Source organism: Bacillus sp. AFS053548 (assembly GCF_002575105.1).
Classification (GTDB): domain Bacteria; phylum Bacillota; class Bacilli; order Bacillales; family Bacillaceae_G; genus Gottfriedia.
The window spans coordinates 93,802-107,531 of sequence record NZ_NUHI01000003.1; the positions used below are offsets into that span (position 1 = coordinate 93,802).

The following is a 13,730-nucleotide window of genomic DNA, read 5'->3' on the forward strand; positions in this document are numbered from 1 at the left end:
GAAGTGATTGAATGGGCTTATTGGAAAAGTTAAAAGATGGAATTGTTTTAGGTGATGGTGCAATGGGAACGCTTTTGTATTCTGGCGGACTTCACAGTTGTTTTGAAGAACTGAATATTACTGAGCGTGATCGAATCATTCATATACATGAACAATATATAGATGCTGGCGCAGAAGTGATTCAAACAAATTCGTACGGTGCGAATGCTGGAAAACTGAGACAATATGGTTTGGAAAAGCTGGTTAAGCAAATTAATCAAATGGCTGTTAGAAATGCTAGAGCGGCTTCAAAAGGAAGAGCTTTAGTAATTGGTGGTATAGGTGGAATGAAATATGTAGGTTCTACTTTTACGACACCTTTAGAACGAGAGATGATGCTACTTGAGCAAGCTTCAGCGTTACTAGAAGAAGGCGTAGATGGTATCATGCTTGAAACATTTTATGATGAAAATGAATTATATGATGCTGTAAATCTATTAAGAGGAAGAACGGATTTACCAATTATTGCGCAAGTAACACTACAAGAAATTGGCATCATGCAAAGTGGCCAATATATTGAAAAAATTCTTCCTAATTTAATCGATTTGGGTGCAGATGTTGTTGGAATCAATTGTCATCTAGGACCACTTCATATGTTGGAGTCATTAAATACCGTTTCATTACCAACAAATGGTTACTTATCGGCATTTCCTAATTCAGGATTACCGCTATACAATGAGGGAAAATACGTATACAAATCGAATCCAGAATATTTTGAAGATATGGCAAAACCATTTATTGAACAAGGTGTAAGACTAATCGGTGGATGTTGTGGTACTACACCAGCTCATATCGCTGCTTTACGAAGTAAGATTGAAATTTTACAGCCTGTTACAAAAAAAGAAGTGAAAAACAGAACAATTAAAATTACAATCCCTAAGCAAGAAGAACAAAAGAATGAAACTTTAGCAGAAAAGGCAAAAAAGAGAACGACGATCATTGCAGAACTAGATCCGCCAAAAACATTACAAACTAGAAAGTTTTTTGAAGGGGCGAAAGCATTACATAGCGCAGGGGCTGATGCAATTACGCTAGCAGATAATCCACTAGCTTCACCTAGAATTTCGAACGTGGCGATGGCCTCACTGCTTCAAAGATTGGATGTTCCAGTTTTGACGCATTTAACTTGTAGAGATCGTAATATGATTGGACTTCAATCTCATTTAATGGGGCTATCAACATTAGGATTAAATGAAGTTCTTGCTATAACAGGTGATCCAGCAAGGGTAGGAGATTTTCCGGGTGCAACTTCAGTATATGATGTAGCCTCACTTGAACTAATTCGAATGATTAAGGAAATGAACGATGGTAGGCTTTATTCCGGTAAAAGTTTAGGAAATGGAACGAGGTTTTCTGTTGCAGCTGCTTTTAACCCGAATGTTCGAAAATTTGATGCCGCAATTAAAAGGCTTGAGAAAAAGGTTGAAGCGGGAGCAGATTATTTTTTAACTCAGCCAATTTATGATTTTGAAACGATTGATAAGTTATATGAGGCAACACGTCATATTAAACAGCCAATTTTTATTGGAATTATGCCACTTGTTAGTAAGAAGAATGCTGATTTTATTCATTATGAAGTTCCAGGAATTACTTTATCCGAAGAGGTAAGAAACAGAATTTCATCAGTTGAACCAGAGAGAGCAGTTGATGAAGGTAAAAAAATTGCAAAAGAGCTTATTGATTATATTAAGGATAAATTTAACGGCATTTATTTTATCACTCCATTTTTGAAGTATGAAATAACTCAGGACTTAATTCAATTTACTAAAAGCAGCAATAAAGAGGAGATTCAACTATGAAAACTTTAGACGTAGCATTAAAAGAAAAAATATTACTTCTTGATGGAGCAATGGGAACGATGATCCAGCAAAGAAACTTAACAGCAGATGACTTTGGTGGAGAAGAATACGAGGGCTGTAATGAATATTTAGTTGTTACAAGACCAGATGTTATACAAGAAATTCATGAGGAGTATATATTTGCTGGGTCTGACATAATCGAAACGAACACTTTTGGAGCAACAAATATTGTATTATCCGATTATAATTTACAGCATTTAGATATTGAATTAAATGAAATTGCAGCAAGGATTGCAAAGCAAGCTGTTGAAGCGTCGGGTAAAGATGTATATGTTGCAGGTGCGATGGGGCCAACAACAAAAGCAATCAGTGTTACAGGTGGTGTGACTTTTGATGAATTAATTACTGCATATAATCGACAAGCAACTGGATTAATTAAAGGTGGTGTAGACGTTTTATTAGTTGAAACTTGTCAAGATATGAGAAATGTTAAAGCTGCTTGTATTGGGATTAGTAACGCATTTAACGAATTAAATATAAAATTACCCGTTATGATTTCCGGAACGATTGAACCAATGGGGACAACATTAGCAGGTCAAACAATTGATGCTTTCTATTTAGCCATTGAACATATTTCTCCTATTTCAATTGGATTGAACTGTGCAACAGGACCTGAGTTTATGAGGGATCATGTTCGTTCATTGTCAGAACTATCTGAGACATTTGTTTCATGTTATCCAAATGCTGGTTTACCAGATGAAGATGGACATTATCATGAATCACCAGAATCATTAGCACACAAAGTACGTGATTTCGCTGAACAAGGATGGATTAACATTATAGGTGGTTGTTGTGGAACAACTCCTGAACATATTAGGGCAATGAAAGAAGCGGTAAATGGAATAACTCCTCGTCAACCTAAAAAAAGAGAGGATCATGCGGTTAGTGGTTTAGAATCACTTCGCTATGACGATAGTATGAGACCACTTTTCGTCGGTGAAAGAACTAACGTTATTGGATCTCGTAAATTTAAAAATTTAATAGCTGACGGGAAATTTGAAGAAGCTTCAGAAATTGCGAGAGCTCAAGTGAAAAAAGGTGCGCATGTCATCGACGTATGTATGGCAGATCCTGATCGAGATGAAGTTGAAGATATAGAAAATTTCGTTAAGCAATTAGTTAATAAAGTAAAAGTACCAATCATGATTGATTCAACTGATGAAAAAGTAATTGAATTAGCACTAACTTATATTCAAGGTAAAGCGATCATTAATTCGATTAATCTTGAAGATGGGGAGGAACGATTTGAAAAGATTTTACCTTTCATTCATAAATATGGTGCTGCAGTTGTAGTTGGTACGATTGATGAAGATGGGATGGCTGTATCGGCAGAAAGAAAATTAGAAATTGCAAAAAGAAGTTATCAATTATTAACTGAAAAATACAAAATTCGTGCGACAGACATCATCTTTGATCCGCTTGTTTTCCCTGTTGGAACAGGTGATACGCAGTATATCGGTTCTGCAAAAGCGACCATTGATGGCATTAAATTAATTAAAGATGAATTTCCGGAATGTTTAACGATTTTAGGTTTAAGTAATATTTCATTCGGATTACCAAATGCTGGTCGTGAAGTGTTAAATGCAGTTTTCTTATATCATTCTACAAAAGCTGGTCTTGATTATGCGATTGTAAATACTGAGAAATTAGAACGATTTGCTTCAATTCCTGCAGAAGAACGCGAGCTTGCTGAGAATTTATTATTCCATACGTCTCAAGAAACATTAGATAAATTTGTTGAGCATTTTAGAAATTCAGTAAAGAAAGAAGAAAAACCGAAAGAACAGCTTCCGATTGAAGAAAGATTAGCTGCGTGTGTAATTGAAGGTTCAAAGCAAGGATTAATAGAAGATCTGCAAGCTTGTCTCGACCGTGGTGACATACCGTTAAACATTATTAATGGCCCACTTATGACCGGGATGGATGAGGTTGGAAGACTTTTCAATAATAATGAGCTTATCGTAGCTGAAGTATTACAAAGTGCAGAAGTAATGAAGGCATCTGTAAACTTTTTAGAGCAATTTATGGAGAAAACGGAAAGCTCTAGAAAAGGTAAAGTCATTTTAGCAACTGTTAAAGGTGATGTTCATGATATCGGAAAAAATTTAGTTGATATTATTTTGACGAATAATGGCTTTGATGTTGTCAACTTAGGCATTAATATTCGACCAGATGATTTAATTACAAAGATACGTGAAAATAAACCAGACATTATTGGTTTATCAGGCTTATTAGTAAAGTCTGCTCAACAAATGGTTATTACTGCTGGTGACTTAAAAAGTGCAGGAATTAATACACCAATATTAGTTGGTGGCGCTGCATTAACTAGAAAATTTACTGAAAACCGTATTCAGCCAATTTACGATGGATTAGTTGTTTACTCAAATGATGCAATGACTGGTTTAGATTTAGCAAATAAGATTGTTAATCCAGATCAATTAAAAGTATTAGAAGAAAAGAAAAAGGCAATTAAAAAAATAGACAATGTTATTGAATTGCCTGTTCCTGAAGTTAGTACAAAGAGATCAGCAATACAAAAATCAGATTGCCTAGTTCCTTCATCATTAAGTAAAACGGTCATTAAAAATATTCCAGTAGCTCAAGTGGCACCTTTTATTAATTATCAAATGCTAATAGGACATCATTTGGGTGTAAAAGGTAAATGGGAAAATCAAGAACGTGGCCAAGAATTATACGAGTTAGTTCAAGAATTCTTAAAAGATGGAAATGAATATTTTGACTGCCAAGTAATCTATCAATTTTTCCCTGCTCAAAGTGATGGCAATAATGTCATTATCTATGACTCTGAAACGAAAAAACCGATTGAACGTTTTCAATTTCCTAGACAAAGAAAAGAACCAAATCTTTGTATAAGCGACTTTTTAAATCCTGTTGGTGAAGAGATGGATTATGTTGGATTCTTCTCTGTAACATCGGGACCACGAGTAAGAAATATTGCTGAAAGATTGAAACAAGAAGGGGAGTATTTAAAAAGTCACGTTTTATTCTCATTAGCCCTAGAATTAGCAGAAGGTTTAGCTGAAAAAACACATATGTTGATGAGAGAAAAATGGGGATTCCCAGATCGTCCGGATTTCACGATGTCTGAGCGCTTTAAAGCAAGATATCAAGGAATCAGGGTTTCATTTGGTTATCCTGCGTGTCCAAATCTTGAGGATCAAGAAAAGCTATTTAAGTTAATTAACCCAAATGAAATTGGGATTAATCTGACAGAAGGATTTATGATGCTACCAGAAGCATCTGTAACTGCAATGGTATTCTCGCATAAAGATGGAAGATATTTTTCAGTTTAAAAAGTGAGAATAATTATTCATTTGATTCAATAAAACCATAATTTAGTTTAGATATTTCAAATAGGTAGTAGAAATAGTTCATGCATCAATCTACTACCTTTTTCTTAAGAAAAAAGAGGAGTGGAAAAAATGCCTGTAATTATCAACAAAGATCTACCTGCTACGGAAATTCTAACGAAAGAAAATGTTTTTTATATGACAAAAGATCGAGCGGAGTCACAAGATATAAGACCGCTTCAAATAGGGATTTTAAACTTAATGCCAACTAAAATTGAAACCGAAACGCAATTATTACGTTTAATTGCAAATTCACCTTTACAAGTAGATATCGATTTAATCGGTACTGAATCATACAAGCCAAAAAATGTTTCAGAAGAGCATGTTTCAAGCTTTTATAAAACCATTTCACAAATTCAAAATACAAAATATGATGGCTTTATTATTACCGGTGCTCCTGTTGAGACATTGGACTTTGAAGAAGTTGAATATTGGTCGGAACTTAAAGAAATCATGGATTTCACAACTGAAAATGTAACATCTACATTGCATATATGTTGGGGTGCACAAGCAGGTCTTTATCATCACTACGGAGTTCCAAAATACACTTTAAATAAAAAAATGTTTGGTGTTTTCCCTCACTCAGTAGAGGATCGTTTTGTGAAACTAGTACGTGGCTTTGATGATGAGTATTATGTACCGCATTCAAGACACACTGAAGTTAGGAAGGAAGATATCGATCAAATAGGAGATTTGAAGATTTTAAGTCTATCAGATGATGCAGGTGTTCATCTTGTTACTAGTGAGGATGGAAAACAAATTTTCGCAACTGGACATCATGAATATTGTATTAATACTTTAAAATCAGAATATGAAAGAGATGTACAAAGAGGAGCGGAAATTACTATTCCAAAAAACTATTTCCTTAATGACAATCCTGAAAAACCACCTATTGTACGTTGGAGAAGCCATGCTAATCTACTTTTCTCGAATTGGTTAAATTATTACGTTTATCAAGAAACCCCTTACAATTTATAATTTTTTATTTTAAGTTTCATAATTTCGTCAAATACTAAATAAAAATAATTGGAAAATTTAAAAAAATGTTTGCTATTTTCATAAAACATTCCCATAATGGAAATAATATCAAATTTTAACGGAGGAGATCATATGAAAGACTGTATATCTATCGGCCTATTAGGACTAGGAACTGTTGGAAGTGGTGTTGTAAAAATTGTTGAAGATCATCAGGATAGATTAGCCCATCAAATCGGTTGTTCTGTTCAAGTAAAGAAGGTTCTTGTTAAGGATCTTGAAAAGGAACGCTCAATTTCAATTCAAAAGGATTTATTAACAACAGATGCATATGAAATTTTAGATGATGCAGAAGTAGATGTTGTAGTAGAGGTAATGGGTGGAATTGAAGATGCTAGACAATACATACTCCATGCTCTTCGTAATAAAAAGCATGTAGTCACAGCTAATAAAGATTTAATGGCTTTATATGGTACTGAATTACTCCGTGTAGCAAATGAGAATAAATGCGATTTATTCTATGAAGCTAGTGTTGCTGGTGGTATTCCGATTATTCGTAGTTTAGTAGATGGATTAGCTGCAGACCGTGTAACTAAGCTAATGGGAATTGTAAATGGAACGACAAACTTTATTCTTACAAAGATGAGCAATGAAGGAAAAGCATATGAGGATGTGTTAAAAGAAGCTCAGGAACTCGGCTTTGCAGAAGCAGATCCAACATCTGATGTTGAAGGACTAGATGCTGCGAGAAAAATGACAATTTTAGCTAAATTAGGTTTTTCAATGGATGTTGAACTAGAAGATGTGCAAGTACGTGGAATTAGTTCAGTATCTTCAGAAGACATCGATTTTGCTAAATACTTTGGTTATACAATGAAATTAATCGGTTATGCGAAAAGAAACGATAATCGAATTGAAGTTAGTGTTGGACCAACTTTAATTGCCCATAATCATCCATTAGCATCAGTTAGCAATGAATTTAATGCAGTTTATGTATATGGGGAAGCTGTAGGAGAAACGATGTTCTATGGCCCAGGTGCTGGTAGTTTACCAACTGCAACTGCAATCGTATCAGACTTAGTTGCAGTAATGAAAAATATGCGACTTGGTGTAAACGGTACAAGTGCTGTTTTACCACAATATCCAAAAGAAATTAAGGAAGATCATGAAATTTATTTTAAATCTTTCTTCCGCTTTACAGTAAAAGATCAATTAGGTTCGTTCGCTGAAATTACTTCAATTTTTACAGAATCTGATATAAGTTTTGAGAAAATTATTCAAGTTCCATTAAAGCATAAAGGTCTTGCTGAAATCATCTTAGTAACACACCATGCTTCATATTCAGCATACAAAAAAGTATTGGAAAATTTAGAAACATCTGAGGTAGTCGATGAAGTACGTAGCTATTATCGAATTGCAGGTGAAGATCTTGATGTATAAAGGATTAATTGAAAAATATTCAAATTTCTTACCAATCAATGAAGAAACACCAAAATTAACTTTAAATGAAGGAAATACACCATTATTATTTTTACCTCACTTATCAAAGGAGTGGGGAATTGAATTATTTGTTAAGTTAGAAGGGCTAAACCCAACAGGTTCATTTAAAGATCGTGGGATGGTAATGGCAGTTGCTAAAGCAAAGGAAGCAGGAAGTTCAGCAATTATTTGTGCATCAACAGGTAATACATCTGCTGCCGCTGCTGCTTATGCTGCAAGAGCTGGTATGAAATGTTTTGTTATAATTCCTAATGGCAAAATTGCATATGGTAAACTTGCGCAGGCTGTCATGTATGGAGCACATATAATTAGTATCGATGGAAATTTTGATCACGCATTACAAATGGTAAGGAAAATTAGTGAGTCTGAACCAATCACCCTAGTAAATTCCGTAAACCCATATCGAATCGAGGGCCAGAAAACAGCTGCCTTTGAAATTTGTGAGCAATTGGAAGAAGCTCCAGATATATTAGCAATTCCAGTTGGAAATGCAGGGAATATTACAGCTTATTGGAAAGGATTTAATGAATACAAATTATCAAAAGGTTATCAATTACCTAAAATGCATGGTTTTCAAGCAGAAGGTGCAGCACCAATTGTTAATAATAAAAAGATTGATAATCCCGAAACAATTGCAACAGCTATTCGTATTGGTAACCCAGCAAGCTGGGAGCACGCAGTAAATGCAATTGAACAGTCAAACGGAGCAATTGATAGTGTATCAGATGAAGAAATTCTACAAGCTTATAAATGGATTGCGTCAAAAGAAGGCATATTTGCAGAACCAGGTTCATGTGCAAGTATTGCTGGAATATTTAAACAAGTACAGTCTGGTGTAATCAAAAAAGGCTCAAAAGTAGTAGCCATTTTAACAGGTAATGGATTAAAGGATCCAGATATCGCAATACAATCAAGTAAAATTGAACCAATATTGTTACCAAATGAAGAAAAAATTGTATTAGATCATTTACAAGGTGTGGTTTCGATATGAAAAAACTTTTACAAATAACAGTTCCTGCAAGCACTGCAAATGTGGGACCTGGTTTTGATTCAATTGGTATTGCTTTAGATCGATACTTAACTATTGAAGTATATGAACATGATCAATATAGCTGTGAGGGATTTAGTGAATATTTGAAAGAAATACCACTTGATCAGACAAATTTAATCTTAAAAACAGCAATTGATGTTGCAAAAGTAAATCATAAATCTTTGCCAACATGTCATTTAAAGCTTGAAAGTAATATTCCGTTAACAAGAGGTTTAGGAAGTAGTGCCTCAGCAATAGTAGGTGGCATTATTCTAGCAAATGAACTTTGTAATCTTCAATTATCTTTAGAAGAACAGCTTAGAATCGCAACTTCAATTGAAGGTCATATGGATAATGTCGGAGCATCACTTTATGGCGGCTTAGTTATTGGGACTTTTATAGATGGAAAAGCATATATCCAAAACTCGACATTAAATAAAGTGTCAGTAGTAGCAATTATACCAAAATACGAATTAGAAACTGTCCATGCAAGAAATATATTACCCTCAACGATTCCTTATAAGGACGCTATTCAATCTAGCAGCTATAGTAATATATTAGTTTTAGCACTCTTAACGGAAAATTGGGCATTAGCAGGCGATATGATGAAACGAGATCTATTTCACGAACCATATCGATGCAAAATTGTAAAAGAGCTAGACACCCTAAAACAAATCGAATTACCTGAATATGTTCATGGATTTGTATTAAGTGGTGCCGGTCCAACAGTATTAGCATTTGTTTCGATCGAAGGTTGCACTGAAGCAATTGACTATTTTACAGGTTTATTTCCAAATTGTGATGTAAGTGAAATAAAAATAGAAAACAAAGGTGCAACAGTTAAACATTCAATCCATTCGAATTAAAAGAAACCACTCAACTAAGGATAGTTGAGTGGTTTCTTATTTTTCGGATAAATCTGAAGTGCAAATAAAATAGGGTGGAACTGCAATTAAAATCAGTGAAAGTGCAAATAAAAATTGTGAAACTGCAATTAAATCTAAAGTGCAAATAAAAAGGAGGGAAGTGCAATTAAAATCAGTGGAACTGCAATTAAATCTAAAGTGTAAATAAAAAGGGTAGAGCTGCAATTAAATTATGTGAAACTGAAAATAAAAATTACTAAACTGCAATTAAAAAATTCGAATCTGCAAATAAAATCACTAATACAGCAAATAAGAGCATCATCTATAAATAAATTAAGCGAAAATCACAAGAACTAACAATAAATTAGAATAAGGAATCAATAATTCTTTATTTTTCTCGTTCTTTCATATATTTTTCTGCAAGTAATTGTTTAACTTGATTATAAGTTAAACCAGAATTTGCATTTTTTCTTTTCACTTCGTTAATGTCGGTTCCGGTTATCGTAAAGCGTTTATCTTTCATGTGGTTTCATCTCCAAAACAAAATATTTAATTTTATTATTTATTTGTAAGACAGAAAATATGCTTTTAAAAGATTATGTCATTAAATCGTTATTTTTATTGAAATAAAGAAATGATAAAATTATTGGTAATATAAGGGATAGGGGGTGACTGGTTCTTTGATTATTTGCCAAAAAAGTTTTTTGGTTATCCTTTTAATGAGGAAGATGATGAATTAATTCAAGGGAAAATTTACTTATTAAAAAAGGAACCTTGGTTTGAACCATACAAAATCTATGCATTGGAAATTTCTCAAAGAAAAAGTATTCGAAAATTAATCGTAAAATTAGAGATGCTAGAGATTCGATCAAATGAGGAAAAGAGAAATGAATTCTTATATAAATTAGATTGGCGATTATTTGATTTAAATCCGAATGGAATTAGAAATAGAAAAACGAGCCCGAATTAAGGGCTCGTTTTTCTTATTTTTTATAAACTTTTACAGTAACTGTTTTAACTCCCCATTTTTGGGCGTTTTTCTGACTTGGGATAAATACATCAATTTTATTTCCTTTTAGTGAACCGCCAGTATCTCCAGCAATTGCATAGCCGTAGCCTTCTACATATACTTTAGAACCTAGTGGAATTACTTTTGGATCCACAGAAATAACTTTTGCTTTTGGATTCTTTTTTAAATCTATTCCAGTAGCTGTTTTACCACTACACCCTTTACAGCTACCAGTGTAAGCTGTAGCTTTCATTTTAATTACTTTATAAGGTGTAGCAGCTTTAGCTGTTGTTTTTTTAGTTGTTGTCGTTTTTTTCTTAGTTGCTGGTTTAATTTGCAATACTTGATTTACTTTAATTAGGTCTGATTTTAAATGGTTCCAAGATTTAATCTGAGAAACTGTTACCTTTTGTTTTTTTGCGATAGCAGATAAGGTATCTCCAGATTTAACTTTGTAAGTTGCTGCGTATGTATTTGTCGTAAATCCCATTGTTAGAATAACAGTAGTAACAAAACATGTCATTAATTTTTTCATATTTCCCGCTCCTGTCCATCTTCTATGTATAATACTTTACCATGGGAATGTGACAGTAAGATTTCAGTAGTTTTATTTTATATTACAAATATATTACCTTTTTTTATAATTTTCTATAAATTCTGCAAAATAGCTACAGGTTAATTCGACAAATTTCCCATTTAAGAATGTTCATTGCTGATTTATGGGCCAAGATACTTGATTTTAAAGGGCTGAAGCGATGAATTGAAAAGTTAATAGGGAGAAAGTTAAACAGTAAAAACTTTTCAATATGGTATTAAATAGTCTAGAAAAACATATTTTTTTAGGACAATTGAGATGGTTTTTATTAATTTAGAATTAAAAACTATGTAACAATTAGTGAGGTTTTGTAATATTTACTTCATATTTAAGGTTAAATAATCCTGAATTTTAGTTTCAAAATCTACTGAAATTTACTAAAAACTACCTTCAGAATGAATCATGCTAAACATTACTTACTATTAAATAGACAAAATGTACGATTACACCAAAATTCAACAAGCTTGTGTAGGATTTAAAATTGGTAAAAAGTAGTATGATTAGACTAAATATTTTGAATAATGTATAATAACAAATGTACTTATAAAACCAAAAGGTGGGGTCGTATGTCAACAAATACATATTCACTTACATGGGATTTAGATGTTTTCTTTAAAGGAGGCAGTGAATCTCCTGTATTCGCTTCATACATAAAAGAAATTACTAATTTAGTAGAAAGAATTGAAAGACAGGTTTCTTTGTTTTCTGCTCCTAAAAGTAGTGATGAAGTTGAGGAATTAGCTGATATCATAGGTAATATTGAAGTAATAGGAAAAAAATTATCGCAAGCTGGTGGATTTGTTAGCTGTTTACAAGCTCAAAATATGGCTGATCAAAAGGCTAATTTATTAAGAGGAACTTTAACACAGCTTTATGCAACATTTTCTACTTCTTTAACAAGATTCCATAGTCAATTAACTAAAATTGAAGATTCTGTTTGGAAAGATATTTTAGAAACTGATGAGTATAAGGAAATTTCTTTCGCATTAAATGAGCGTCGTCAAAATGCTAGTGAATTATTATCAGTTGAACAAGAGGCATTAATTACTGCCCTTTCAGTTGACGGATATCATGGTTGGGGCCAAATGTACGATACTGTTGTTGGAAAAATGCAGATCGAACATGATGATAAACTTTTATCTGTTGGTCAAGCATCAAATCTATTTTCTTCTAAGGGACGCAATGAGCGTAAAGAGATTTTTGAAAAATGGGAAGAAACATGGGGTGAAGAGTCAGATTATTTCGCAAAAATATTAAACCATCTTGCAGGTTTCCGTTTAAGTGTATATGGACAACGTGGATGGAATAATGTATTAAAAGAACCATTATCAATTAATCGTATGAGTCAGGAAACACTTGATTCAATGTGGGGTGCGATAATCGACAATAAAGCTCCATTTGTTGAATATTTAGAAAGAAAAGCTAAATTACTAGGCGTAGAGAAATTAAGTTGGTATGATTTAGATGCACCTGTGGCTGATATTGATTCTACCGTTTCATATTCTGAAGGTGCAGAATTTATATTGGATCAATTTGGTAAGTTTGGTGATGAATTAACTAGTTTTACAAAGATGGCGTTTGAAGACTCTTGGATTGAAGCAGAGGATCGTGCGGGCAAACGTCCAGGAGGTTTCTGTACAGGATTTCCTGAAAGTAGCCAATCTCGTATTTTCATGACGTATTCAGGTACACCTTCGAATGTTTCGACATTAGCACATGAATTAGGGCATGCTTTCCATTCATTTGCGATGAAAGATGTTCATACACTTAATAAATATTATGCAATGAATGTTGCTGAAACAGCTTCTACATTTGCAGAAATGATCGTAGCTGATGCAGCTGTTAAAAATGCGAGTTCCGATCAGGAGCGTTTAGCTCTTTTAGAAGATAAAATTCAACGTAGTGTTGCATTTTATATGAATATTCATGCTCGCTTCCTGTTTGAAACGCGTTTTTATGAAGAGCGTAAAAATGGTGTCGTAAGTAAAAATAAAATAAATGAACTAATGGAAGAAGCTCAAAAAGAAGCGTATTGTGGAGCTTTAGAAGAGTATCATCCACATTTTTGGGCATCAAAGCTACACTTTTATATTACAGGTGTGCCGTTTTATAACTTCCCATACACTTTTGGATACTTATTCTCATTAGGAATTTATGCAAAAGCATTGGAAGAAGGCAAGAGCTATGAACAGAAATATATTGCTCTTTTAAAAGATACAGCTTCTATGACAGTTGAAGAATTAGCTCAAAAACATTTAGGTGTAGATTTAACAAAACGTGATTTCTGGGAGAAGGCAGTAAAACTATCTCTTAAAGACGTTGAAGAATTTTTATCGATCACTGAATGATAACTTTTTATGAGGACTCGTTTAATTACGAGTTCTTTTCCTGTTTTAAATGATTTTATTAAGGTTTTTGTAGTTTTATTAAAAAAAGATAAGAAAATACGGAGGGGTTTCTAATCATTACCTCTTTAGTAGGGGAGT

Annotated in this window: 10 protein-coding genes; 8 read left to right on the forward strand and 2 right to left on the reverse strand. The window is 33.3% G+C overall.

Features of this window, described 5'->3' with window-relative positions; genetic code table 11:
* Positions 1-11 precede the first annotated feature (11 nt).
* From CN946_RS01245 to thrB, 6 genes are all read left to right on the forward strand, one after another.
* Positions 12-1,838, forward strand: a complete 1,827-nt coding sequence (locus CN946_RS01245) for a bifunctional homocysteine S-methyltransferase/methylenetetrahydrofolate reductase (RefSeq protein ID WP_098859558.1) — start codon at positions 12-14, stop codon at positions 1,836-1,838.
* Positions 1,835-5,212, forward strand: coding sequence for a methionine synthase (metH, locus tag CN946_RS01250; protein ID WP_098859559.1), 3,378 nt, complete (start codon positions 1,835-1,837; stop codon positions 5,210-5,212). Before CN946_RS01245 ends, metH begins: the two co-directional genes overlap by 4 nt.
* Before the next feature lie 129 nt (positions 5,213-5,341).
* Positions 5,342-6,247 carry a homoserine O-acetyltransferase MetA gene (gene metA, locus CN946_RS01255; protein ID WP_098859560.1) on the forward strand — a complete coding sequence of 302 codons (906 nt, stop codon included), beginning with the start codon at positions 5,342-5,344 and terminating at the stop codon, positions 6,245-6,247.
* A 132-nt stretch (positions 6,248-6,379) separates the two neighbouring features.
* Positions 6,380-7,684, forward strand: coding sequence for a homoserine dehydrogenase (locus CN946_RS01260; protein WP_098859561.1), 1,305 nt, complete (start codon positions 6,380-6,382; stop codon positions 7,682-7,684).
* Entirely contained in the window at positions 7,677-8,735 is a 1,059-nt protein-coding gene (gene thrC / locus CN946_RS01265; RefSeq protein ID WP_098859562.1) for a threonine synthase, read from the forward strand. Before CN946_RS01260 ends, thrC begins: the two co-directional genes overlap by 8 nt.
* Positions 8,732-9,640, forward strand: coding sequence for a homoserine kinase (gene thrB, locus CN946_RS01270; RefSeq protein WP_098859563.1), 909 nt, complete (start codon positions 8,732-8,734; stop codon positions 9,638-9,640). Before thrC ends, thrB begins: the two co-directional genes overlap by 4 nt.
* Positions 9,641-10,028: 388 nt before the next feature.
* Here the strand turns inward: thrB and CN946_RS23710 are convergent, their stop codons facing one another.
* Entirely contained in the window at positions 10,029-10,163 is a 135-nt protein-coding gene (locus CN946_RS23710) for a hypothetical protein (protein WP_091021372.1), read from the reverse strand.
* Positions 10,164-10,328: 165 nt separating this feature from the next.
* Between CN946_RS23710 and CN946_RS01280 the strand changes: the two genes are divergently transcribed.
* Positions 10,329-10,610, forward strand: coding sequence for a hypothetical protein (locus CN946_RS01280; RefSeq protein ID WP_098859564.1), 282 nt, complete (start codon positions 10,329-10,331; stop codon positions 10,608-10,610).
* Positions 10,611-10,623: 13 nt separating this feature from the next.
* Here the strand turns inward: CN946_RS01280 and CN946_RS01285 are convergent, their stop codons facing one another.
* Positions 10,624-11,184 carry a 3D domain-containing protein gene (locus CN946_RS01285; RefSeq protein ID WP_025671360.1) on the reverse strand — a complete coding sequence of 187 codons (561 nt, stop codon included), beginning with the start codon at positions 11,182-11,184 and terminating at the stop codon, positions 10,624-10,626.
* Between the two features lie 626 nt (positions 11,185-11,810).
* Between CN946_RS01285 and CN946_RS01290 the strand changes: the two genes are divergently transcribed.
* Positions 11,811-13,592 carry a M3 family oligoendopeptidase gene (locus CN946_RS01290; RefSeq protein WP_098859565.1) on the forward strand — a complete coding sequence of 594 codons (1,782 nt, stop codon included), beginning with the start codon at positions 11,811-11,813 and terminating at the stop codon, positions 13,590-13,592.
* Positions 13,593-13,730: the final 138 nt, after the last annotated feature.